The following is a 22,374-nucleotide window of genomic DNA, read 5'->3' as shown; positions in this document are numbered from 1 at the left end:
CGATGGCAATATAGACGCACACGCCGTCGATCCCATACGCCGACATGCCCCAGCGCCTGCCACCGCTCAATGCCCTGCGTCTCTTCGAAGCCGCTGCGCGACATCGCAGTTTCAAGCTCGCCGCCGCCGAACTCAACGTGACGCCTGGCGCGGTGAGTCACGGCATCGGCGCGCTGGAAGACATGCTCGGCGTCGAGCTGTTCGTCCGCGAGCCGCGCGGACTGTCGCTGAGCGCAGCGGGCGAACATTATCTGCCGTACATCGCCGAAGCATTCTCGCTCGTTGCGATCGGCACGCAGACGCTGCCCGGCAAACACAAGCGCCGCGCGATCGCCGTCACGTGTGCGCCGACGCTTGCCGCGCGCTGGCTCGTCCCGCGCCTCGCGGATTTCCGCGCGCGCTGGCCCGACATCGACATCACGATAGACACTTCACGCCGTCAGGCAGGCTTTCCCGTCGATGGCTTCGATTTCGGCCTGCGCCTCTCGCGTGGTCCGGTGGATGGCGCATCGTGGCAGCGTCTATTCGGCGAGCGGCTAGTGCCCTTGTGCAGTCCGTCGTATCGCGCTTCGCTGACGGGCGCGGACGGCGTGCCTGATCTGGCGCGCGCCGCGCTCATTCATGTCGATACGGCGAGCGAGGACTGGCAGGCGTGGATGGACGGCGCGGGCATCGACGGCCTCGATCTGCACGGCGGCCTGCGTTTCGATACCGTTCAACTCGCCTTCGATGCCGCCGCGGCCGGGCTCGGCGTGGTCGTCGGCCGTCGTCCGCTCGTCGATCGCGAACTGGCGGCGGGCGCGCTCGTGCAAGCCTCGGCGACGAGCGTCGAGACGCAAACCGCTTACTGGCTCTGCGAGACGCCGCAAGCCAGCGCCCGCGCGGACACCGCCGCGTTTCGCGACTGGCTGACCGAGCAGGCGGCGGAGTTCGTCGATGGCAACGGCGACGGTTGAACTGCGCTCATCCGCCCGCGAAAAGTTTTCGTTTGTCGGCACGGGCGTTCGTTTGCGACGATGGCCGCAAGGAGGATTTGCGCCATGCCGTCACTGTCGAACATTGCGAACACTACGAACACGAGCCGCGCCACAACCTGGGTGCTGATCGGCGCCGCCGCGCTGATACTGAGCGCCGCGATGGGCGTGCGCCAGACCTTCGGGCTTTTCATCGGGCCGTTCTCCTTCGACCGCGGCTTGCCCGTCACGCTGATCGCTTTCGCAATCGCGCTACACAACCTCGTCTGGGGCTTCGCGCAGCCGTTCGCCGGGGCCGCCGCCGACCGATACGGCGCCGCCCCCGTCGTCGCGATGGGCGCGGCCACGTTCGCAGCGGGCCTCGCGCTCGCGGCCGCCGCGACTTCCGGATGGATGCTCGTACTCGGGCTCGGATTGCTCGTTGGCATCGGCATCAGTTGCACGAGCTTCGGTGTCGTGCTCGCGACGGTCGGACGCGTCGCGTCGCCGCAAGCGCGCAGCGTCGCGATGGGCCTCGCGAGCGCGGGCGGTTCGTTCGGGCAAGTGCTGATGGTGCCGTTCGCGCAGCAAGTCCGTGTGCATGCGGGCGTGGCGGCGTCGTTATATGTCCTCGCCTTCGTGCTGCTTCTCGCTGCGCCGCTCGGCATCGTGCTCGATCGCGCGAGCCGCCGGAGCAACGCGTCGATGGCGGTGCCGGTATCCGGCGTGAACGAATCGCGCGCGATGCCGTTGCGCGAGACGTTGGCGTATGCGTTGCGTCATCGCGGTTATCGGCTGCTGACGCTCGGCTTTTTCACGTGTGGATTTCAGCTCGCGTTCATCGCGACGCATCTGCCGGGCTATCTGCTGCTCTGTCACATGCCGGTCGGGCTCGGCGCGACGGCGCTCGCGCTGATCGGCTTCTTCAACATGATCGGCAGTTGGGCATGCGGGTGGATCGGCGGACGCTGGCGGCAACATTACGTGCTCGCGTGGCTCTATCTGATTCGCGGCGGCGCGATCGCCCTCTTCGTTCTGCTGCCGACGACAAGCGTGTCCGTCGTGATCTTCGCCGCGGTCATGGGGCTGACCTGGCTCGGCACGGTGCCGCTCACCAACGGGCTGATCGCGAAGGTGTTCGGCACGCGGCATCTCGGGACGCTGTTCGGCGTCGTGTTTCTGAGTCATCAGCTCGGATCGTTTCTCGGCGCATGGCTCGGCGGCTATGTCTTCGACACGACCGGCTCTTACTCGCTGATCTGGGGCGCCACGGCCGTTGCGGGGCTCGTTGCGGCGCTGCTGCATTTTCCGATCGATGATCGGGCGGTCGGCGAGGCGTCGCTTGTGGCGTCTTGATGCTGCACGTCGAGCAGCCGTCGTTGCCGAGGCTGGGCGACACAACGTCGGCTTTGGGGACTCGCCGATCGCGTGCCGGGTTCCGGGAAGTTCTCTTCGGACCGTGCGATCCAAGAATATTGCGAAGCGCGGGCGACGGCAGCTAGCCGTCGCTTCGCGGACTCATGCGGTCGCCGACGTGCGCTCACGACTGACAAGCTGATTGTCCTTGCCTTCGACCAGCCAAGTGAGCGTGATATCGAACTGGATTTCCTCGTAGACGTCGTCCTTTAGACCGAGCGCCGCGCCGCCCGTCTTTTCGACCACGCGAGGAATCAGTTCCTCGCGCGTGGCGTACGCGAAGTCGTCCCAGATCAGCGGGTCGCCTTCGATATTGATCTGCGTGGTCAGCTTACGGAAGTTGTCGCTCGTCACGAAGAAATGAACGTGCGCCGGACGATTGCCATGCCGCGCGAGCACGTTCAGCAACTGTTGCGTCGAACCGTGAGGCGGGCAGCCGTAGCCTACGGGCATGAGCGTGCGGAACTCGTACTTGCCGTCGTGCCCGGTCCGCACAGCGCCACGCAGGTTGAAGTCACTCTGGGCGCCCGTCGGGTCGAAATGCGAGTAGAAGCCGTTGGAGTTCGCATGCCAGCACTCCACCACTGCATTCGCGACAGGCTTGCCGTCCGGACCGGTCACGGTGCCGCGAATAACGAGCGGCCCGGCTGCTTCGTCGGGATCGACGTCGATCTTCGCTACCCCGTCGCGCAACGGCGCGCCCGCCACATACAACGGACCTTCGATGGTGCGCGGTGTGCCGCCGTGAATGTCTGAGTGACGGTCCTGCGCATCCATGCGAATGTCGAGAAACTTCTCGAGACCGAGACCCGCTGCGAGCAAGGCCGCCTCTCCGTCGCGACCGAGCCGGTTGAAGTAGTTCACGCCTGCCCAGATTTCATCGGGCGTCATATCGAGATCGTCGATGGCCTTGAACAGATCGCTCAGCAGCCGATGAGTGATCTGCTTCGCACGGCCGTCGCCCTCTTCGCTGCCGAGATTGGCGGCTGCCGAAAGCAGTTCCTGAACTTCCTTCGTATCGAAAACTTTGACGCTCACGATGTTGTCTCCTTGATGTATTGGGGGTACGACGCAGCTTGGCTGTTTTGCGACGCGATGCTCGGACTCACGCGTCGTCGTCGCGAATGGACGACGGGTGACGGCACAACGGCGTCACTGCGATGCTCATATAGGGGAAGAGCGGCAGCGCAGTGAGAATGTCGTGAAGTTCGGCGTTGCTTTGAACGTCGAAGATGCTGAAGTTCGCGTACTCACCTGCGAGGCGCCAGATGTGGCGCCACTTGCCGCTGCGCTGCAGGTCCTGCGAATAAGCCTTTTCGCGCGCCTTGATTTCGTTTGCGATCTCGGCGGGCATATCCAGCGGAAGTTTCACATCCATGCGCACGTGGAAAAGCATTGCGTCCTCTCGTCGGATGTTGGTTTACTTGATGACCGCGACATGTCCGTCGCGCGTGAAGCGTTTGATCCGGGCTTCGTCCAGCTCGATGCCGAGACCCGGGCCGCTCGGCACGGTGAGCTCGAAGTCGCTGTAATCCAGCGGCTCGACGAGAATCTCCTCGGTGATGAGCAGCGGGCCGAACAGCTCGGTGCCCCATTGCAGATTGGGCAAGGTCGCGAAGAGCTGTGCCGATGCAATCGTGCTGACCGCGCCTTCCAGCATGGTGCCGCCGTAAAGCTCGATGCCCGCTGCATCGGCGATGGCGGCCACGCGTTGTCCCGCGAAGAGACCGCCGCTTTGTTCGATCTTGATCGCGAAGACGTCGGCGCCTTCGTGCTTCGCGATCTGGAACGCGCTTTCGGGGCCTTGCAGCACTTCGTCGGCCATTAGCGCAACGGGAAACCGGCGCATCAGCCGCGCGAGCGCCGCCGTGGATGCAACCGGCTGCTCGACCAACTCGCAGCCGGCCTCAGCGAGCGCCGGAATGGCTCGTGCGGCCTGCGTTTCACTCCAGGCCATGTTGACGTCGACCCGCACGGCCGCGCGATCGCCGAGCGCACGCTTGATGCCGGCGACATGTTCGATGTCCGCTTCGATCTGCCTTGCGCCGATCTTGAGTTTGAAGATCTCGTGCCGACGACGCTCGAGCATCGTCTCTGCTTCCGCAATGTCCTTGTTCGTATCGCCCGATGCGAGCGTCCAGGCAACCGGGAGGCGATCACGATGACGGCCGCCCAGCAGCTCGCTGACGGGTACGCCAAGGCGCTTTCCCTGCGCGTCGAGCAGCGCGGTTTCGAGCGCGCTCTTCGAGAAGTGATTGACCCGCACCAGCTTGCCGAGGTGAGCCATGAGCGCCTGCACACGCGTTGCATCGCGGCCGATGCATGCGGGCGCGAGATACGCATCGGTGGCGAGCTTCATCGACTCGGGACTCTCGGGACCATACGCCATGCCGGCGATGGTCGTGCCCTCGCCAATGCCGACGATGCCGTCGCTGCAGAACACCTTCACCAGCATGAGCGTCTGCCCGTGCATGGTGGCGACGGAAAGCTTGTGCGGGCGAATTGTCGGCAGGTCGACGAGACAGGTTTCGATGCGTTCGATCGTCGCTGAAGTCATGGCGATAGGTTGGATAAGTGCAAACGAGCGACGCGGGCGCCGGTTAAGCTGGCCGCGCGCACTCGCTCATTGCGGCCGGTGTGAGTTCGATATGAGTTCGAGGACAAATTAATTCGCCAGCGTCCATGCGTCAAATAGATTAAATGTCGCCTGCGTCATCCACGAAATGAATGACGCGTCGGCGCGAATGCCGGTTCCCTTCAGAACTTGTGGCGGATGCCCACGCGGACCGTGGTTTGACGATCACTCGTGGACGGCGTGAGATTGTTGATTGCCGCAACGGCCGCCGCGCCGGTGGAGTCCGTGCCGGACGCCTTCTGGTAGACGCCGATCGCATAAACGTCAGTGCGCTTAGACAGAAAGTAGTCGGCGCCGAGCGCGCCCTGGTAGTACTTCGCGCCCGGGTTGTTGCCGGTGGCCGAATCGACGTCGCCGCCGTTCGTGTAGTCGAACGCCGCGCCGAGCACGAGCGCCGGTGTAAGTTGATACTTGAAGTTCACTTCTACGTTGTTGAAGATTGCGTTGCCGGCGTAGCCGCGCGGATTGGGTCCGGAGTTCACCGTATCGCCGAGGTTCTTGAACTGCACGTTGGAGTATGTGGCACCCAGCGTCGCCGCGCCGAATGCGTACGCCGCGCCAGCCGCGATGACTTGATACGTTCGCGCCGATGCGTAGCCGCTATATACCGGCGACGAAATGAAGTTCGCGCTTGCGGTGGGCGGCGTGCTCGCGCCGTTGTCACCGAAGAAGCCGACGTTCGGGTTGCGCGCGTTCAGATAAGCGACGCCCAGCGTAAGCGGTCCGTTCGCATAGCCCGCTCCGAGCGACCACAGCTGGTTGCGTGAAACCGCCCCAGCCACGCCACCCAGGCTGTAGACGCCGCCGAACGTTATTCCGTAGTACGCCTTACTAACGAACTTGATTGCGTTGTTCACGCGATAGGCGTTGTTGAGGTTGTCCAGATCGCCTGGATGCGCGCCGATATATCCCGCCCACTGGGTCCCGGACTCGAACGGGCCCACATAGTCGACGGCCGAATCGTATTGACGACCGAGCAACACGGTGCCGAAAGCACTGGACAAGCCCACGTACGCCTGGCGGCCGAACATCAGACCCTGGGTGCTGCCGCGATTCTTTTGCGCAAGCGAGCCGTTGTTCAGATCGAAGCCGTTCTCGAGCACGAACAGCGCAGCGAGCCCGCCGCCTAGCTCTTCCCTACCCCTCAGGCCCCAGCGGCTTGCCTGCATGACGCCGCTCGACAGGTTGTAGAGATTGTGACCGCCGGAGTTCGAGGTCCAGTTGAAGCCATCGTCGACGATGCCGTACAGCGTCACCGCGCTTTGTGCCTGCGCCGTGCCTGCAACTGCGAGCAGCGCGAGAGAAGTTGCCAGGGCGAGTCTCATACGTGCGTATTCCATGCGAGTGGTCTTATTGAATGACGCAATGAGGGCTCATTGCGGGGTTGACGGAGATGCGCCACGCAGTCTGCGGTCGCCTGTTTCACACGGCAAATAAACCAAAAGCATGACCGGCGATAAGCGCGATCGATATGTCATTCAAAGCAAGGGTTATTACGTACGGCACGCGAAGCACATGCATCAGATTCATGTCGTGCATTTTTGTCTCGAATTTGACCGCGGTTATCGACGCTCATATCGTGGGCACATCGCATCGATACCATTCGCGCCGCTTCTTGAGCATCAGGGAAGCGGGAACCATCACCTCATGTCTTCCCCCACCATGAACCCTGAAGCTCTGAATTCCGATCTGGGCACGCTGGCTCAAAGCCGAGCGGTCCGTCGTCCCAGCAACGTGCGCCGTGCGGTCACGACTGCAGTACTCGGCCAGATCCTCGAGTGGTACGACTTCTTTCTGTATGGAACGGCTGCCGCGCTCGTCTTCGGCAAGCTGTTCTTTCCGGTCGGCACGGATCCGCTCACGGGCACCATCGCCGCATTCGGCGGCTTCACGGTCGGCTTCATCGCGCGCCCTATCGGCGGCGTGCTATGCGGGCATATCGGCGACCGTTACGGTCGCAAGGCCGTGATGATGCTCACCCTGCTCACGATGGGCACCGCCACGGTCCTGATGGGCGTCTTGCCGACGTATCAGCAGGTCGGCATTGCGGCGCCCGTGATGCTGGTTCTGCTGCGCATTCTTCAGGGGCTGGCCGCCGGCGGAGAATGGAGCGGCAGTATCTTGCTGATCCACGAGAACGCGCCGCAATCGAAGCGCGGGGCGCTCGCGGCATGGAGTCCGTGCGGCGCGGCACTCGGCTTCGTCCTTTCCACCGGTGCATTTCTTCTGGTGCAGAACCTGCCGGCCGGCGACTTTCAGAGTTGGGGATGGCGCCTTCCGTTTCTCGCAAGCGCCGCACTCGTTCTTCTCGGCTTGTGGATGCGCCGCTCGGTCGGAGAAAGCGCCGCGTTCGCCGAAGTGAAGGCGACGCGCCACGAGAGCCGCATGCCTGTCATCGAAGTGCTGCGCCAATGTCCGCGCGAAGTGCTCACCGTGTTCGGCCTGCGCTTCGGCGAGGGCGCGGCGTCCTATCTCTTCTTCGCGTTCTCGATCGCGTATGGGCAGTTTCTCGGCATCAAGTCGAGCTGGATCCTGAGCGGTCTGTGCATTTCGATGCTGCTCATGATCCCGGTGTCGCTCTTCTTCGGCTGGATGACCGACAAGGTCGGACGCAAACCCGTGTATCTCGCCGGCGCTATCGCCATCGTGCTCGTCGCATGGCCGTACTTCGCGCTGCTCGGCTCGGGCGAATACTGGAAGGTGGTCGCGGCGCTCGTTCTCGCGAACAGCATCACGCTCGGCATTCTCGAAGGCGCGCAGCCCGCGTTCATTAGCGAGATGTTGCCGGTGCATCTGCGTTTCTCCGGACTGGGTATCGGTCGGGAAGTCTCTTCCGTACTCGGCGGCGGTCTCTCGCCGATGATCGCCACCGCGCTGCTCGCCCACTATCACAGCGCCGTGCCCGTCGCCATCTACCTCGGCGTACTGGGCCTCATCACCGTCGTCGCCACGTTGATCGCACGCGAGACGTATCCCAAAGCGATGCGCGCCGCTCATCGTCGCCAGCCCGAATGACATCGACACACATCGACCGAGAGGTATCCCCTATGCAAGCCCTTCAAAGCGAAGCCATCATCGATTCGCAAAACGACTATCCCGAGTACGCCGGACCGCTGCCGCTCGATGCGCTGATCGAGGAAGTCGAGCGCCGCCGCGACGAGTTCGACGCCCTGTCTCACGTGCCGCGCGATATGGTCGGCAAGATGAAGCGCGCGGGCATCTTCCGCGCGAGCACGCCCAAACGTTTCGGCGGCGACGCGCTTCCGCCTGCGCGCTTCCTCGAAATCCTGGAACGCATCGCGATCGCGGACGGTTCGACCGCATGGGTCGCGGCGTTCGGCTCCGCCAACACGTACCTCGCCTCACTGCCAGTCGAGACACAGGCGCAGATCTATGCGACCGGTCCCGATCAGGTCTTCGCGGGCGGCCTGTATCCGCTGCAGAAGGCCCAACGTGCGCCCGGCGGCTTCCTCGTATCGGGACAATGGCGCTTCGCAAGCGGCTGCAAGGGGGCGGACTGGATCGGCGTCGGAATCGGCGGCGCACCCGCCGGCGCGGACGACAAGAACGCCGGCAAGCCCTTCACTGCCGTCTTCCCCGCGAGCGAAGTCGAGATCGTCGATAACTGGAACGTGGTCGGCATGCAGGGCACGGGCAGCCACGATCTGCGTCTCAAAGACAAATACGTCGAGGAGCAATGGACTTTCGTGCGCGGCGGCACGCCGCTGATCGATGAACCTTTGTATCGGTATCCCGCCGTCGCCTATCAGGCGCAGGTGCATGCCGCGGTGAACATCGGCCTGGCGCGCGCTGCGCTCGACCTGTTGGCGGGGATGTCCGGAGTAACGAAGACCACGACCGGCGCGCCGCGTCTTGCCGATCGCGCCTACTATCGTTCGGGGCTCGCGCAGGCGGAAGCACAACTGCGCAGCGCGCGGGCTTTCTTCTTCGAGTCCGCGGAAGCATCCTGGCGCACGGTGCTCGCGGGCGATCCGGTGCTGCCCGCAGAAGCCAACCTGTTGCGTCTGTCCGCGACGCATGCGGCTCACACCTGCGCCGATATCGTGATGCAGGCGTACAAGATGGCGGGCATCGGCGCGATCTATCGCGAGAACCGGATGCAACGTCTGGTACGCGATTCGATCGTCGTCACGCAACACGCGTTCCTCGGCGAAGGCAACTACGACGCATCGGGCGCGATCTTCGTCGGCATTCCGCCCGTCACGCCGTATCCCTGAACCAGCGAACCCTGAAAGGACATCAGCCATGACTCACGATCAAGCGCGCGCGCAGTTTCGCAATGCAATGGCCTCGCTCGGCGCGGCCGTCAACGTCATCACCACCGACGGCCCGCACGGCCGCTGCGGTATCACGGCAAGCGCCGTATGTTCGGTGACCGACACGCCACCGACGATGGTCGTCTGCATCAATCAGTCGAGCTACGTTCACGACGTGTTGCTCAATAACGGCCGAGCGTGCATCAACGTGCTGGGCGCGCACGCGCAGCAACTGGCGCGTGTGTTCGCCGGCATGGATGGATGCTCGATGGACGAACGCTTTGCGCGCTGCGGCTCGCGGCCGGGCGCACTGCAACTGCCCGTGCTCGACGATGCGATCGCGAGTCTCGAAGGCCGTATCGTGGACAGCAAGAAGGTCGGTTCGCATTCGGTGCTTTTCGTGCAAGTCGATCACATCGGCCTATGCGAAGACGGCGATGGCCTCGTGTATTTCGGCCGGCAGTTTCATCGGCTCGCGCGCGCCGCATCCTGCGAGGCGGCGTGACGATGCAAGTCTGCCTGTTTCTCATAGGTGCAAGCGGACAAGAATCGCTGCTTGAGATTGCGCCGTTGCGGGACATCGAAGGCTTGCGCAAACTGATCGTGCATGAGCCGATCATCCAACGCGTCGATCCGCGCATTGCGCCCGCTACTGATGCGCCTTCGTGCGTCCTGCAACTCTATTTCGATGAACTGGCCACCCTCGAAGCGGCCGCGAGCCGCGACGGCCCTATTCACCGCGCACTGCAGGCACAGTCGTTATGTGAGCGCTTCACGCACCAAGTCATGGCGGTGCGAGCACTCGTGTCGACCGCGCCGGGTCGGGAAACGCGCGTGCAGCGGTGTACGTATCTCGTCGCGTACGAAGGCCCGGCCGAAGACTTCGACACATGGCTCGCGCATTACCTGCAACATCACGCGCCGCTGATGTCGACTTTACCGGCACTGCGCGAGCTGGAAATTTATACACGCATCGAGTGCACCATCGGCTTACCTTGCGCGCGTGTAGATGCGATGCAGCGCAACAAGGTCGTATTCGACGATGCATCCGCGCTCGCCGATGCGCTGGCTTCGCCAGTGCGCGACCTGATGCGCCGCGACTTTCATGCTTTGCCACCCTATCGAGGAGGCACGCCGCATTTTGCAATGCGCAGCACATACGGTAACCTCGCCACACATTGATCGCTGCATGGCGGACCATGCGCTCGTTCGTGAGTGAACCGTATGACGAAGCTGAACGTCGGTCTCGCCGATCTGAACTTGCTGCGCGTGTTCCTCGCCATCTGGGATCTGCGCAGCCTCACTGCCGCCGGCGACCGTCTGCAGTTGACGCAGCCAGCAGTCAGTCACGCGCTGCGGCGCTTGCGCACCATCTTCGATGATCCGCTCTTCGTGCGCACGCCTACCGGCATGGTGCCGACCGATGCGGCGCATCGGTTGTACCCGCCGCTCGCGCAGGCTTTGTCGATCATCAACGAGGCGGTCCAGCAGCTTGCCAAGTTCGATCCTTCGACGGCGCGGCGCGTCTTTCGCATCTCGATGTCGGACATGTCGGAGTTCTTTTTTCTGCCACCGCTTCTCGCCTTGCTCGACCGCGAGGCCCGCGGCATTCGCATCGAAGTCGTCAATCTTCCGGTGGAATCCGTGAGCGCAGCCATGCGCGCCGGGGAGATCGATCTTGCTCTCGGCTACGTGCCGGGCCTCGACGCAGGGTGCATGAGCCAAACGTTATTCGTCGACGAGCATGTCTGCGTGGTGCGCGCCGATCATCCCCTAGGCAAGTCGCGGCCCACGCGCGAGGACCTGGCCGCCCTGCGCTATGTCTACGCGAGCACCAACGCGACGGGCCATCGCATGGTCGAGCAATGGCTCGACGAGCTCAGTCTGAAGCGCGATGTCGTGGTCCGGTTGCCGCATTTCGTCGTGGCGCCCGAGATCGTGATGAACACGGACCTCGCCGTTATCTTCCCGAAGAGCATTGCGCTGCGCTTCAACCGTGGCAAGGCGTTTCGCATTCTGCCCTTGCCCTTTGCTCTGCCGCCCATCGAAATTCAGATTCACTCGCACACGCAGTTTGCCAACGATCCTGGCGTCGCGTGGCTGCGCGAGACTATCTCCGGGATGTTTCGTCAGTCCGGGGAGTGACGTTCATTTGCTGCGCTGATATCACGACGTCTTTTCGGCGAATTTGACGACGGTCTGACTCGCCTCGACACTGCTTGCTATGCGAAGCCTTCAAGGCCGCAGTCCTACTCTTTCGATGCGAGCAGACATGGCAACAGTTCCTACCCCGACCGCCGCAACCAGCGCAGCAACGCCGGACCGCGCCCTCAAACGTATCGTCATTGCGTCTGTCGCGGGCAATGCGATGGAGTGGTACGACTTCTTCGTCTACGGCACAGCGGCCGCGCTCGTGTTCGGCAAGCTGTTCTTCCCCGCCAACGCCGATCCGCTGATCGGCACGCTCGGCGCGTTCGCTGCGTTCGCGATGGGCTTTGTCGCGCGGCCGCTCGGCGGCATCGTGTTCGGCCATATCGGCGACCGTTACGGACGGCGCGCGTCGCTCGTCTGGACGCTGCTCATCATGGGTTTCGCGACCTTCGGCATCGGCTTGTTGCCGACTTACGATCACGTCGGTCTTTGGGCCCCGGCCGCGCTCGTCGCACTTCGCCTGCTGCAAGGCATTGCGTCCGGAGGCGAATGGGGCGGAGGCGTGCTGATGATCAGCGAGAACGCGCCGCCCGAGAAGCGCGGCTATTACGCCGCGTGGAGTCAGCTCGGCGTGGGCGGCGGTTTCGTGCTGTCCTCCGCGGCGTTTCTCGCAGTGCAGGCGTTGCCGCACGAGCAGTTCATGTCCTGGGGATGGCGTCTGCCGTTTCTCGCGAGCATCGTGATTTTCGCGCTCGGCGTCTACATTCGTCACAGCCTGCCGGAGAGCCGCGAATTCGAGAACGCGGAGAAATCGGGCAAGACATCGCACATTCCGGTGCTCGAAGCCATCAAGCGTCATCCGAAGGAAATTCTGGTGGCGATGGGCCTGCGTGTCGCGGAAAATGGCGGCGCCTATATCTTCCTCGCGTTTTCGCTCGTGTACGGCAAGTTCGTCGGCATCCCCAATTCGACGATGCTCACCGGCGTCATGCTTGCGATGATCGTCGAAATGATCGCGATGGTGCTGTGGGGCAAGCTCTCCGATCGCATCGGACGCAAGCCTGTGTACATGATCGGCGCCGCTTCCCTTGCGGTGATGGCCTTCCCGTTTTTCTGGCTGCTCGACACGCATGCGACCCCGCTCATCTGGCTCGCACTGGTGCTCGGCACTGCCGTCTGTCACGGCGCGATGATCGGCACCTTGCCCGCGCTCGTCGGCGAGTTGTTCAGCACGGAAGTGCGCTACTCCGGTGTCGCGCTCGGGCATGAAGTGGCCTCGATTTTCGCGGGCGGTCTGTCGCCGCTGATCGCGACTGCGCTGCTGTCGCACTATCACGCGTCCTGGCCTGTGGCCGTGTTCCTCATCGTGCTCAGTCTTGTCACGGTCGTGACACTGCGCTTCACGCGCGAAACGCGTCATCAGTCACGTTGATGCAACACACGATTTTTAGCCTATTTTGCTTATTCGACGGCCGACACTACCATCGACGCATGGTTTCGGAAAACATTGCGAAAGGAAGGCGATCATGCAGGCTCACACCGTGAAAGTCCGAGTCGACGCGTTGCGCGAGGAAGCGCATGGCGTGCGGTCGTTCAGCGTCTCAAGAATCGACGGCGCGCCGTTCGAACCCTACGAGCCGGGTGCGCATATCGACGTCACCAGTCCTTCGGGCGTGACACGTCAGTATTCGCTTTGCGGCGATCCCGCCTGTCTCGAGACGCAGATCTTCGCGGTGAAGAAGGAAGAGCAGTCGCGCGGCGGTTCTCGTTCGCTTCACGAAGAAGTGACCGTCGGCACCGAACTGGCCGTCGGCGCGCCGCGCAATCTGTTTCAGCTCGACCCGTCGGCAAGCGAGCACATTCTGATTGCCGCGGGCATCGGCATCACGCCATTGCTGTCGATGGCCTATCGGCTCCTTGCGAGCGATGCGCGCTTCACGCTGCATTACTTCGCGCGCAGCGAGGCGCACGCGGCTTTCATGACGCTGCTGACGCGCGCACCGTTCAGTGCTCACGTGAAACTGCATTTCGGCGTCGAGCGGAATCAACAGCGTAGCAAGCTCGCCGAATGTATCAGCGATGCCGGTCCCGACGCGCATGTCTACACATGCGGCCCGAGCGCCTTCATGGACGCTGTCGTGGAGACGGCACAAGCCCGCCTGCCTGCGGATGCGATTCATCTCGAGCGCTTCAAGGGCGAGCCCGCCGTGGCGGCGGAAACGTCGCTCGACAGCTTCGACGTGCAGCTCGCAAGCAGCGGACAAACGGTTCGCGTGGACAAGAGTACGTCGATCGTCGACGCGCTCGCTGCGATCGGCATCGAAGTCGATACGTCGTGCGGCGAAGGCGTGTGCGGTACATGCATGGTCGACGTCGTGAGCGGCGAACCCGAACATCGCGACCACTGCCTGAGCAAAGCAGAACGCGCGAGCAACACCGTAATCTGCTGCTGCGTGTCGCGTTCTCGCTCGCCTGTGCTCGTGCTCGACCTCTGAGCGCGATCACATCTTCTTGAAGCTCGCGAGGGTGTCGGTCATGAGGCTGCGCATCCACGCGAGGCCTTCGTCTTCGTGGAAGTGCTCGTGCCAGTGCATGGTCACGGCCACTCTCGGCAGCGGCACCGGCATCGCATAGATGCGAAACGCGTCGCCTCGATTGAGGATATGCGCGAGCTTTTCCGGCAGCGTAGCGAACAGGTCCGTTGCCGCCAGCACGCCGGGCACCGCCACGAAATGCGGTAGCGCCAATGCGATATTGCGCCCGACGCCTTGTCCACGCAGCGCGTCGTCCAGCGCGTCATGACTGTGCTCGATCGAGCGAACCTGGACGTGCGAAGCCGCAAGAAAATGCTCGAGTTTGAGCTTCTTGCCTTCGGGCAGATCCTCGCGTTCCCGCGTCATGCATACATACGACTCCTCGAAGAGCACGCAATGGCGCGTGCGCGGCAACAGTGACGGCAAGTTGCCGATCGCAAAATCCAGCCGACTCGAGCGCAACGCCTCTTCTATCTGTTCAATCGGCAATGGCTCCACCACCAGCTTCGCGCGCGGCGCGGCGTCGCGTAACGCGGCGCAGATGGCTGGAAGATAGGCCATCTCCCCCGCATCCGACAGGGACAGGCGAAATGTTCGCGTGCTCGTCGCCGGGTCGAAGCGTTCGGCATAACGCAAGGCCTGACGCACGGTATCGAGCGCGCGTCCGACGATCTCGGCCAACTCAAGCGCGACCGGCGTGGGCTGCATGCCCGCCCGCGTGCGAATGAACAGCGTGTCGTCGAACAAGGTGCGCAGCCGCCCGAGCGAATAGCTGACCGCCGGTTGCGAGAGCGCGAGCCGCTCGCCTGCGCGCGTCAGGCTGCGTTCCTCGACGATAGCCTGGAAAACGCGCAGAAGATTGAGATCGATGTGGTCGATGGAGGTCATGGCAGGCAGTTCCAGATATCGGCCGCACTGATTGAGCGATCCGTTTTTAATCGATTTGACGCATGATCTTCGAAAAGCGAGACTGATGTCAACGAGAGGATGCGCCGAGTGCACGGCCAGGCTCGTGTTAGTCGCTCAAACAGCCACTCAACTTCTCCCCAGGAATACGATGAGTACGCCGACCTATCAAACCATCGACACTAGCGCGCTCGCGAAGCGCGCGCAGTCCGATCGCATTGCGCCTTCGCTCTACTACGATCCGCAGCTCTTCGAGGAAGAACTCGAACGCATCTTCTACAAGACGTGGGTGTGGGTTGCTCACGACAGCGAGTTGCCGAAGCCCGGCGACTTCGTCACGACGACCATCGGCCGCCAGCCGGTCATCGTCGTGCGGGACAAAACGGGCGCCGTGAACGTACTTCAGAATCGCTGCCGTCATCGCGGCGCGACCGTGTGCGAAGAGCACAAGGGCAATGCGAAAGGCTTCACGTGCCCGTATCACAGCTGGTCATACGCGCTCGACGGCACGCTGCGCGCGCTGCCCTACGGCGACGGTTATGAAGGCGTATGCGAGAAAGGCGATTTGCCGCTCAAGAAGCTGCGCGTGGGCGTGTATCAGGGCCTGATTTTCGCGAGCTTCAACGAACACATCGAATCGCTCGAAGACTTTCTCGGCGGTGCGAAGCCATGGATAGACCTGTTCATGAAGCAAGGCGCGGGCTATCCGATCAAGGCGAACGGCGAGCATAAGTTCACGTTCAAGGGCAACTGGAAGATCCAGCTGGAAAACACGACGGACCTGTATCACTTTCCCGTCGTGCATAAGTCCTGGATGAAGTCCATCGACGATGAAACGGCCGCCGCCATCACGAGCTTCATGACGAGCGACCAGGCGTTTTGCCGCTCGCTCGGCAACGGTCACAGCCTGGCCGTACTCATGCCGGAACTCGTCGATCTCGATCAGGACGACGGTGCGCCGCTGCCCGAACGTTTCAATGAACTCGCCGCACAGCTTGCAGAAAAACACACGGCGGAAGAAGTGCGCCGCGTCGTGCGTTCGCTGATGGGCGTCGGCTTCAACCTGAATCTGTTTCCGAACCTCGCGTTGTCGATGGCCTTCTTCCGCGTGCTGCGCCCCATTTCCGCGGTGGAAACAGAAATCCGCCACGTCGCACTCGGGATGGACGGCGGCCCCGAAGAAGCCAATCGTGCGCGCTTGCGCATGCACGAGCACTTTCAAGGCCCGTTCGGTTTCGGCAGCCCCGACGATGCCGAAGCATGGGAACGCGTGCAGCGCGGCTCATACGCAGGCCCCGACGTACCTATCCTGGTGAACCGCGGGCTGAATCGCGAAACGACCGCGCCGAACGGCGAGAAAACCGCGCACGCCACCGACGAAACCGGCATGCGCGAAGCCTATAGACAATGGCGCGCAATGATGGAGCAAGCATGATGGACGACCGTAACGCACTTCTCTCTGACCAGACCTTCGCTCGCGCTATCGAATTCATCTGGCGCGAAGCCGAACTGCTGGACCGGCGCGATTACCGCGCGTGGCTCGAACTGTGGGACCCCAATGGCATCTACGTGGTGCCTATCGACCCCGCTACGACCGACTACGAAGCGACACTGAACTACGCATTCGACGACCAGCACATGCGCGAACTGCGTGTGCAGCGCATGGCGTCCGGCTATTCGGCGTCCGCCGCCGACGCCGCGCGTACGGTGCGTACCGTGTCCCGCTTCACGCGGTCTTCGGATAGCGCGGACCTCGTCGAAGTGAAGTCCTCGCAGATCATCATTGCGTACAAGCGCGGCGTGTCGACGATCTTCGCCGCGGATCTGACGCATAAGCTCAGCATGACCAACGGCCAGCCGCTGCTCGTCGAGAAAGTTATCCGCCTGATCAACTCGACAGAAGCACTGAGCGCCATCGGCTTCCTGCTTTGAACTTCCATCCGTATTCGACCATGCCGACACTCGAAGTCTATCTGCCTCAAGGTCACTCCGACGAGCGCAAGGCATCGCTCATTCAGGGTCTGACTCAAGCGACCGTCGACGCCATCGGCGCGCCCGCGGAGTCGGTGCGCATTCTGCTGTCCGAGTTGCCGGCATCGAACATCGGGCTGGGCGGAAAGCCAACGCCCGCTGCGTTGCCGGTCATCATCGCAATCCTGATTGCGGGCCGCACGGAGGCGCAGAAAGAAGCGTTGATCAGGCATCTGTCAGAGATCAGCGCCTCTGTCCTGGATGTGCCCTTGCAGTCCACGCGCGTCATGATCAAAGACATTCCCAATACCGATTTCGGCTTGGGCGGCAAGACCGCGCGCGCGTTGGGCCGCTAAGTCGAAGTCGGGCCCATTTATCCGCGATCCGTACGCCGGACCTGTTGTTCGGCTCGAAGGGAAACAAGATGACGAACGATACTCGAAGCCTGCCGCTGCGTGTGCTCTTCTGCTGCGGAGTCACTCAGAATTTCTTCGACTTGCCGCGTGAGCAGATCGGCGATGTATGGCAGGCGTACGGCAACATGCTCAGTGCCATCGAAGCAATGCAAAACGTACGAGTGTTGGGTGTCATGGATGACGACCGGCTTGTCGTCGGCAACGCCGAAGGGGCACCGTGGACCTTCTACATCATGGCCGACGTCGCGGACTTCGACACCGCCGTTGCGGTCTGCAATCTGTATCGCACGACGCCTGTGGGCGAATACAACCTTTGGCGCTACGGCAAGATCGAAGCGCGCGTCGGGCGCGCGCTCACGGTTCCGTCCGCCGTTACCGACAAGGCGTGAGTCATGACGCAAACGACCATTGAGAGTCTGCAACTGCGCTTGCGCCTGCTCGAAGCGCACAACGCGGTTCGCAAGACCATTGCCCGATACATGGCGCTCTGCGATGTGCCGGCTCGCGCACTGGACGGTGAATCGCTGGCGGCGCTTTTTAGCGAGGATGCCGTGTGGGAAGGCATCGGTCCCCGGTATGCGGACAAGTTCGGCCGCTTGCAGGGGTCGGGCGCTATCGTCACGATGCTGCAACGTTACCTGCCGCCCACGCCGCACTTCGCGACGAACCTCCACTTTCTCACGAGCGAGCATATCGAAGTGCAAGGCGACACCGCGAAAGGCCGCTGGATCATGCTGCAGGCATCCGGCTATGTCGATGCGAAAGCCGAACTCATCGCGGCGCGGCTCGAAGTGGATTTCAATCCTTCGCCGCACAGTGAAGATGTCTGGTTGATTCGTCACTTCCGCACGGAGCGCATTTTCGACGCGCCCTGGCAGGTGAACCCCGCGCAAGGAGTCCGAGCATGAGCGCCTTTCTGCAGATGTTCGATCTCGCTTCTCACGCCGCTGCGAATGCGCCGACCATTGCAATCAAGGACAGCATCGACGTGGCCGGCTATCCGACGACCGCGGCGAGCCGCGCGCTTGCCGATGCGCCGCCCGCGCCGCGGCATGCGGAAGTCGTGCAGCGTCTCCTCGATGCAGGCTGGCGCATCACCGGCAAGGCGAACATGCACGAACTCGCGTTCGGCATGACAGGCATCAACGATTTCAGCGGGACGCCCGTCAACCCGCAAGACCCGGCTCGTATTCCCGGCGGTTCGTCGAGCGGCTCGGCATCGGCGGTCGGATCGAAGCTCGTCGATGCGGCCCTCGGCACCGATACCGGCGGTTCGGTGCGCTGCCCTGCCGCATGCTGCGGCGTCATCGGACTGAAGCCGACGTTCGGACGCGTGTCGCGTGAAGGCGTCGCGCCGCGCCAGACATCGCTCGACTGTGTCGGCCCTTTTGCACGCGACATGAACAGCATCATCGACGTGATGCTCGCAATCGATGCGTCATTCCAGGGCGGCCGTGCACGCCGCGACGTCACCGGACTGCGCGTCGCGCTGCCCGAAGTCGAAGCCGACAGCGAAATCCGCGATGCGGTCACGGCGGCCGTCGCACGCAGCGGACTGGCGTCGCGTGTCGTACAACTCGAATCCCTGCGTGACGCGTTCACGGCCGGGCTTGCTGTCATCAACGCCGAGACGTGGAATGCGTTCGGTCATCTCATCCGTAGCGGCCAACTCGGTCCGGACATCATGGCCCGCTTGAGCGCCGCCGCGAACACGCAGGCCTCGGAACTCGTTGCAGCCGAGCGCATCCGTCGCATCTTCACGGACCAAGTGGACCGGGTGCTGGAAGACTCGGACGTCCTCATTCTTCCGACGCTGCCGTCGCTGCCGATCACGCTCGAGGCCGCGAGAGCGGGCACGTCGGTGATCGGAATGTCGTCGCTGATTCGGCCGTTCAACCTGAGCGGCCATCCGGCGCTGACGTTACCGGTCCCGATCGACGGGACGTCGCTCAAGGCGGGGCTGCAGATTGTCGGCCGACGCGGCGACGACGAGACGGTTTGCGCCGTCGCCGCATACGTCGAAGCGATGCTCGCCTGCAATGCGGATTGAAGGAGCCGGCACCATGACGAAGAGAGTCGTGCTCGTGACCGGCGCTGCGCGCGGGCTGGGCGAAGCAGTGACGCGCCGCTTTCATCAGGCCGGCTACAACGTCGCGCTGGCCGATATTGCTGTCGATGCCGCGCAACGGCTCGCGCTCGAACTGAGCAGCGACGCAGCGAGCGCATTCGCGGTGAAGCTCGACGTAACGAAGAAGGCAGATTTCGAAGCGGCACGCGATGCGCTGCTCGACCGCTGGGGTGCGATCGACGTGCTCGTGAACAATGCGGGCGCATCGAAGGTCGTGCCTGCAATGGACATCACCGCCGACCAATTCGACGAGGTGATTAACGTTAATCTGCGCAGCGTGCTGTTCGGCTGCCAGGTGTTCGGGCAGCACTTCGCGACGCAACGCGCCGGACGCATCGTGAACATTGCCTCGCTCGCGGGACAGAACGGCGGCTCTGCTACCGGTGCGCACTACGCCGCTGCGAAAGGCGGCGCCATCACGCTCACCAAAACATTCGCACGCGATCTCGCGGCTCACGGTGTGACGGTCAACGCGATTTCGCCGGGTCCGCTGGATCTGGCTGTCGTGCACGAAAGCGTACCGGCAGAGACACTGCACAAGGTGATTACGGGCATTCCGGTAGGCCGCTTGGGGTCCGCGAGCTATATCGCAGATGTCGCCGTACTGCTCGCTTCCGCCGATGCCTATTTTGCCAACGGCGCGTGCTGGGATATCAATGGGGGACTCTTCATGCGCTGAGCGCCCGACAGGGTGCGCTTTCGCAGGAAGGTTTGCATGCAGCTCGTTCGTGCCCGATAGCGTCGAGCAGAGGCCAACCCATCTGTGCGCGTGACGCACTCGACCTGCTCTGTCAGTGATCGCCGCGTAAGGGAGGCACGCGATAGCCTCGGCGAGCCTCCGGCGCCTCACGATCGGCTGTCGGGCGCGAGTCCTGTCGTCACGACATGTCGCGTGGCACCCAATGTATTCCATCTACCCGACTGATACGCACTGCCAATTTCGGCGGATTGGCGCAGACGGATGAATGCGTCGACACTCCCCTTCACGCGTGCATATGTGCCACTGACTCCAGCACGCGATGCGACGCCCACACGTCGCAATGGCACTCCTATCTCAGCCTGAGCTGATCCGTGCTCGAACCTTTGCCCTTTGCACGCAGCGTCGCCAAACAAGAAGCTTGCTGATCGCTTCAGCGTGTCGCGCGCTCTGCAGTTTCTACACCGACTCGATGTCCTTGGAGATACGCAATGCTCAAGAAAAGAGACGCAGACGTCCTGATCTCGCCGTCCGCGCTAAGGTCAGTGGTCGTTGCGTCAGTTGCGCTATTCACGGCCGGATGCGGCGGCGCAACAGACACCGCGCCGGCGGTAAGCCAGACGGCCGCGGTAAGTTGTTCTGAGCTCTCTTCCACGACAGTAGCCGACACAACCTTCACCCTGACGAAGGACATGCCAGAAGGCGATTTCGAGCCGTCCGCGGGCAAGACCATCAAGAGCCTGCCGGCCTTCTGCAGAGTTGCCGCCACGATCAAGCCGGCGTCCGTCTCCAACATCAAGGTGGAACTGTGGCTTCCGGCCGCGTGGAACGGTAAATACCTCGGCACGGGAAACGGAGGCCTCGGCGGGACCATCGACTACGAGGCCCTGGCCAATGGACTGCGCCGTGGGTTCGCCGTTGCGAATACGGACCTCGGCACCTCGGCAGGGGTGGCGAGCATGGTCGGCCATGTGGAGACGATCGTCGACTTTGGTCATCGCGCGACTCACCTGATGACCACCTTGTCGAAGACGCTCGTCGGCCGCTACTACGCAAAGGCTCCAGCCTATTCGTACTGGTTCGGATGCTCGACCGGAGGCGGCCAGGGGATGCACGAGGCGCAGCAATATCCGGAGGACTATGACGGCATCGTGGCCGGGGCACCGGGCGCCGCCCGCGTGCCTGCGCATCTTTCTTATCAGTGGGCATGGGCGGCGACGCAGCAAGACGAGACGACCAATCTCACAGTTGCCAAGCGCCAAATGTGGGCCGACCATGTCATGAGCGCCTGCGACGGGCTCGATGGACTGAAGGACGGCGTGATCGGCCGGCCGGACATGTGCAAGGTGGACCCCGCAGTGATTCAGTGCAAGGCCACCGACGGGCCCGATTGCCTGACAGCCGGACAGGTCAGCGCGCTGCGAAAAATCTACGCTGGGCCGATCAACCCTGTAACAGGCGCACAACTGTCCTACGGATATCTGCCGGGCACTGAGCTCGATTTTTCGACTGCGGCGACTACGCCGACCTCCGCACCGCCGTTTCCTTTCCCGTTTCAGTGGGTATGGGGCGTGAACTGGGATTGGAGAAGCTTCAACTGGGGCAGCGACGTCGACGTGATGCACAACACTTTGGACTTCGCAGTAGACGCATCGAACCCCGACCTCTCACGATTCGCGGCGCATGGCGGCAAGCTCATCGTCTTTCAGGGCCTCGCCGATGGCATCCAGGTGCCGGGAGCCGCCATTGCGTACCGCGAGAGTGTCGATAAGGCGATGCCGGGTCAGTCCGATGGGTTCATGAGGCTCTTCACGGCGCCAGGCATGGACCACTGCAGCAAGGGCGTTGGACCCAATGTCTTCGGCAATCTCAATCCGGGATTCCCGATTGCACCGGACGATCCCACCCATGACCTGTTAGCCGCTGCACAGAACTGGGTCGAGAAGGGCCGCGCGCCCGATCGAATCATCGCGGCGAAGTATTCCAACAACTCTCCGACCGGCGTTATCGAACGGACCGCCCCGTTATGTCCGTGGCCGAAAGTCAGCAGATACAACGGCACGGGTGATGTGAATTCGGCCGAAAGCTTCGCTTGTGTCGATCCCTCGTAGCGAATATAGCCCTTCACTTGCGACGTTCGAATGGGGCTATGCGGGCGGCCCGTCTGACGACGGGACGCCCGCATTGTCAATCACGATCCGGAACGCTCAGGCAGTACTCTAATCCTCTATCATTTTTCGACACATCTATACGGAGTGCGAAGTATTGAACCGCATGAACGCAATTCATG

At 62.8% G+C, this 22,374-nt stretch carries 22 protein-coding genes; 17 read left to right on the top strand and 5 right to left on the bottom strand.

Going from position 1 to position 22,374, the window contains the following annotated elements; translation table 11 throughout:
• Positions 1-44: 44 nt before the first annotated feature.
• Together NCR35_RS24425 and NCR35_RS24420 are read left to right on the top strand one after the other, a co-directional pair.
• Positions 45-956, top strand: coding sequence for a LysR substrate-binding domain-containing protein (locus NCR35_RS24425; protein ID WP_250536479.1), 912 nt, complete (start codon positions 45-47; stop codon positions 954-956).
• A gap of 84 nt (positions 957-1,040) precedes the next feature.
• Positions 1,041-2,309, top strand: a complete 1,269-nt coding sequence (locus NCR35_RS24420) for an MFS transporter (protein WP_250536478.1) — start codon at positions 1,041-1,043, stop codon at positions 2,307-2,309.
• Positions 2,310-2,471: 162 nt separating this feature from the next.
• Here the strand turns inward: NCR35_RS24420 and catA are convergent, their stop codons facing one another.
• The 4 genes from catA to NCR35_RS24400 all read right to left on the bottom strand — a co-directional run bounded on the left by catA (position 2,472) and on the right by NCR35_RS24400 (position 6,329).
• Positions 2,472-3,407 carry a catechol 1,2-dioxygenase gene (catA, locus tag NCR35_RS24415; RefSeq protein WP_250536477.1) on the bottom strand — a complete coding sequence of 312 codons (936 nt, stop codon included), beginning with the start codon at positions 3,405-3,407 and terminating at the stop codon, positions 2,472-2,474.
• Positions 3,408-3,474: 67 nt separating this feature from the next.
• The gene (gene catC, locus NCR35_RS24410; RefSeq protein ID WP_250536476.1) at positions 3,475-3,765 is read right to left on the bottom strand and encodes a muconolactone Delta-isomerase; all 291 of its coding nucleotides are present in this window, start codon (positions 3,763-3,765) and stop codon (positions 3,475-3,477) included.
• 24 nt (positions 3,766-3,789) lie between these two features.
• The gene (locus NCR35_RS24405) at positions 3,790-4,926 is read right to left on the bottom strand and encodes a muconate/chloromuconate family cycloisomerase (protein ID WP_250536475.1); all 1,137 of its coding nucleotides are present in this window, start codon (positions 4,924-4,926) and stop codon (positions 3,790-3,792) included.
• A gap of 200 nt (positions 4,927-5,126) precedes the next feature.
• Positions 5,127-6,329: a porin gene (locus NCR35_RS24400; protein WP_250536474.1), complete on the bottom strand. Its 1,203-nt coding sequence runs from the start codon at positions 6,327-6,329 to the stop codon at positions 5,127-5,129.
• 337 nt (positions 6,330-6,666) lie between these two features.
• Here NCR35_RS24400 and NCR35_RS24395 point away from each other — a divergent pair, with 337 nt between their 5' ends.
• The 7 genes from NCR35_RS24395 to NCR35_RS24365 all read left to right on the top strand — a co-directional run bounded on the left by NCR35_RS24395 (position 6,667) and on the right by NCR35_RS24365 (position 13,927).
• Positions 6,667-8,019: an MFS transporter gene (locus NCR35_RS24395; protein WP_250536550.1), complete on the top strand. Its 1,353-nt coding sequence runs from the start codon at positions 6,667-6,669 to the stop codon at positions 8,017-8,019.
• A 32-nt stretch (positions 8,020-8,051) separates the two neighbouring features.
• The gene (locus NCR35_RS24390) at positions 8,052-9,242 is read left to right on the top strand and encodes an acyl-CoA dehydrogenase family protein (protein WP_250474143.1); all 1,191 of its coding nucleotides are present in this window, start codon (positions 8,052-8,054) and stop codon (positions 9,240-9,242) included.
• Positions 9,243-9,270: 28 nt separating this feature from the next.
• On the top strand, positions 9,271-9,786 hold the full coding sequence (locus NCR35_RS24385; RefSeq protein WP_250474144.1) for a flavin reductase: 516 nt from the start codon (positions 9,271-9,273) through the stop codon (positions 9,784-9,786).
• Between the two features lie 2 nt (positions 9,787-9,788).
• On the top strand, positions 9,789-10,463 hold the full coding sequence (locus NCR35_RS24380; protein WP_250536549.1) for an ethyl tert-butyl ether degradation protein EthD: 675 nt from the start codon (positions 9,789-9,791) through the stop codon (positions 10,461-10,463).
• 42 nt (positions 10,464-10,505) lie between these two features.
• Positions 10,506-11,426: a LysR family transcriptional regulator gene (locus tag NCR35_RS24375; RefSeq protein ID WP_250536473.1), complete on the top strand. Its 921-nt coding sequence runs from the start codon at positions 10,506-10,508 to the stop codon at positions 11,424-11,426.
• Between the two features lie 127 nt (positions 11,427-11,553).
• On the top strand, positions 11,554-12,864 hold the full coding sequence (locus NCR35_RS24370) for an MFS transporter (RefSeq protein ID WP_250536472.1): 1,311 nt from the start codon (positions 11,554-11,556) through the stop codon (positions 12,862-12,864).
• 94 nt (positions 12,865-12,958) lie between these two features.
• Positions 12,959-13,927: a PDR/VanB family oxidoreductase gene (locus NCR35_RS24365; RefSeq protein ID WP_250536471.1), complete on the top strand. Its 969-nt coding sequence runs from the start codon at positions 12,959-12,961 to the stop codon at positions 13,925-13,927.
• A gap of 6 nt (positions 13,928-13,933) precedes the next feature.
• Here the strand turns inward: NCR35_RS24365 and NCR35_RS24360 are convergent, their stop codons facing one another.
• On the bottom strand, positions 13,934-14,854 hold the full coding sequence (locus NCR35_RS24360; protein WP_250536470.1) for a LysR family transcriptional regulator: 921 nt from the start codon (positions 14,852-14,854) through the stop codon (positions 13,934-13,936).
• Positions 14,855-15,023: 169 nt separating this feature from the next.
• Between NCR35_RS24360 and NCR35_RS24355 the strand changes: the two genes are divergently transcribed.
• The 8 genes from NCR35_RS24355 to NCR35_RS24320 all read left to right on the top strand — a co-directional run bounded on the left by NCR35_RS24355 (position 15,024) and on the right by NCR35_RS24320 (position 22,195).
• On the top strand, positions 15,024-16,307 hold the full coding sequence (locus NCR35_RS24355; RefSeq protein ID WP_250536469.1) for an aromatic ring-hydroxylating oxygenase subunit alpha: 1,284 nt from the start codon (positions 15,024-15,026) through the stop codon (positions 16,305-16,307).
• Positions 16,304-16,804, top strand: coding sequence for an aromatic-ring-hydroxylating dioxygenase subunit beta (locus tag NCR35_RS24350; protein ID WP_250536468.1), 501 nt, complete (start codon positions 16,304-16,306; stop codon positions 16,802-16,804). Before NCR35_RS24355 ends, NCR35_RS24350 begins: the two co-directional genes overlap by 4 nt.
• A 20-nt stretch (positions 16,805-16,824) precedes the next feature.
• The gene (locus NCR35_RS24345) at positions 16,825-17,199 is read left to right on the top strand and encodes a tautomerase family protein (protein ID WP_250536467.1); all 375 of its coding nucleotides are present in this window, start codon (positions 16,825-16,827) and stop codon (positions 17,197-17,199) included.
• A 68-nt stretch (positions 17,200-17,267) separates the two neighbouring features.
• Entirely contained in the window at positions 17,268-17,648 is a 381-nt protein-coding gene (locus NCR35_RS24340; RefSeq protein ID WP_250536466.1) for a hypothetical protein, read from the top strand.
• A gap of 3 nt (positions 17,649-17,651) precedes the next feature.
• Positions 17,652-18,167, top strand: coding sequence for a nuclear transport factor 2 family protein (locus tag NCR35_RS24335; protein ID WP_250536465.1), 516 nt, complete (start codon positions 17,652-17,654; stop codon positions 18,165-18,167).
• Positions 18,164-19,309, top strand: coding sequence for an amidase (locus NCR35_RS24330; RefSeq protein WP_250536464.1), 1,146 nt, complete (start codon positions 18,164-18,166; stop codon positions 19,307-19,309). The genes NCR35_RS24335 and NCR35_RS24330 overlap by 4 nt, the downstream gene beginning before the upstream one ends.
• A gap of 13 nt (positions 19,310-19,322) precedes the next feature.
• The gene (locus tag NCR35_RS24325; protein WP_250536463.1) at positions 19,323-20,066 is read left to right on the top strand and encodes an SDR family NAD(P)-dependent oxidoreductase; all 744 of its coding nucleotides are present in this window, start codon (positions 19,323-19,325) and stop codon (positions 20,064-20,066) included.
• A 509-nt stretch (positions 20,067-20,575) separates the two neighbouring features.
• Positions 20,576-22,195, top strand: a complete 1,620-nt coding sequence (locus NCR35_RS24320; protein ID WP_250536462.1) for a tannase/feruloyl esterase family alpha/beta hydrolase — start codon at positions 20,576-20,578, stop codon at positions 22,193-22,195.
• Positions 22,196-22,374: the final 179 nt, after the last annotated feature.

This window comes from Caballeronia sp. AZ10_KS36, from assembly GCF_023631105.1.
Lineage (GTDB): Bacteria > Pseudomonadota > Gammaproteobacteria > Burkholderiales > Burkholderiaceae > Caballeronia.
The sequence above is the reverse complement of the archived record's forward strand: the minus strand, read 5'-3'. Positions and strand labels throughout refer to the sequence as shown.

What these genes read in the sequence shown, in the direction of transcription:
- NCR35_RS24390 (WP_250474143.1), top strand. Translation starts at nt 8,052, where the DNA reads ATGCAAGCCCTTCAAAGCGAAGCCATCATCGATTCGCAAAACGACTAT.
- NCR35_RS24425 (WP_250536479.1), top strand. Translation starts at nt 45, where the DNA reads ATGCCCCAGCGCCTGCCACCGCTCAATGCCCTGCGTCTCTTCGAAGCC.
- NCR35_RS24320 (WP_250536462.1), top strand. Translation starts at nt 20,576, where the DNA reads ATGCTCAAGAAAAGAGACGCAGACGTCCTGATCTCGCCGTCCGCGCTA.
- NCR35_RS24375 (WP_250536473.1), top strand. Translation starts at nt 10,506, where the DNA reads ATGACGAAGCTGAACGTCGGTCTCGCCGATCTGAACTTGCTGCGCGTG.
- NCR35_RS24345 (WP_250536467.1), top strand. Translation starts at nt 16,825, where the DNA reads ATGCCGACACTCGAAGTCTATCTGCCTCAAGGTCACTCCGACGAGCGC.
- NCR35_RS24335 (WP_250536465.1), top strand. Translation starts at nt 17,652, where the DNA reads ATGACGCAAACGACCATTGAGAGTCTGCAACTGCGCTTGCGCCTGCTC.
- NCR35_RS24355 (WP_250536469.1), top strand. Translation starts at nt 15,024, where the DNA reads ATGAGTACGCCGACCTATCAAACCATCGACACTAGCGCGCTCGCGAAG.
- NCR35_RS24395 (WP_250536550.1), top strand. Translation starts at nt 6,667, where the DNA reads ATGAACCCTGAAGCTCTGAATTCCGATCTGGGCACGCTGGCTCAAAGC.
- NCR35_RS24400 (WP_250536474.1), bottom strand. Translation starts at nt 6,329, where the DNA reads ATGAGACTCGCCCTGGCAACTTCTCTCGCGCTGCTCGCAGTTGCAGGC.
- NCR35_RS24420 (WP_250536478.1), top strand. Translation starts at nt 1,041, where the DNA reads ATGCCGTCACTGTCGAACATTGCGAACACTACGAACACGAGCCGCGCC.
- NCR35_RS24405 (WP_250536475.1), bottom strand. Translation starts at nt 4,926, where the DNA reads ATGACTTCAGCGACGATCGAACGCATCGAAACCTGTCTCGTCGACCTG.
- NCR35_RS24325 (WP_250536463.1), top strand. Translation starts at nt 19,323, where the DNA reads ATGACGAAGAGAGTCGTGCTCGTGACCGGCGCTGCGCGCGGGCTGGGC.
- catC (WP_250536476.1), bottom strand. Translation starts at nt 3,765, where the DNA reads ATGCTTTTCCACGTGCGCATGGATGTGAAACTTCCGCTGGATATGCCC.
- NCR35_RS24365 (WP_250536471.1), top strand. Translation starts at nt 12,959, where the DNA reads ATGCAGGCTCACACCGTGAAAGTCCGAGTCGACGCGTTGCGCGAGGAA.
- NCR35_RS24330 (WP_250536464.1), top strand. Translation starts at nt 18,164, where the DNA reads ATGAGCGCCTTTCTGCAGATGTTCGATCTCGCTTCTCACGCCGCTGCG.
- NCR35_RS24360 (WP_250536470.1), bottom strand. Translation starts at nt 14,854, where the DNA reads ATGACCTCCATCGACCACATCGATCTCAATCTTCTGCGCGTTTTCCAG.
- NCR35_RS24385 (WP_250474144.1), top strand. Translation starts at nt 9,271, where the DNA reads ATGACTCACGATCAAGCGCGCGCGCAGTTTCGCAATGCAATGGCCTCG.
- NCR35_RS24340 (WP_250536466.1), top strand. Translation starts at nt 17,268, where the DNA reads ATGACGAACGATACTCGAAGCCTGCCGCTGCGTGTGCTCTTCTGCTGC.
- NCR35_RS24380 (WP_250536549.1), top strand. Translation starts at nt 9,789, where the DNA reads ATGCAAGTCTGCCTGTTTCTCATAGGTGCAAGCGGACAAGAATCGCTG.
- NCR35_RS24370 (WP_250536472.1), top strand. Translation starts at nt 11,554, where the DNA reads ATGGCAACAGTTCCTACCCCGACCGCCGCAACCAGCGCAGCAACGCCG.
- NCR35_RS24350 (WP_250536468.1), top strand. Translation starts at nt 16,304, where the DNA reads ATGATGGACGACCGTAACGCACTTCTCTCTGACCAGACCTTCGCTCGC.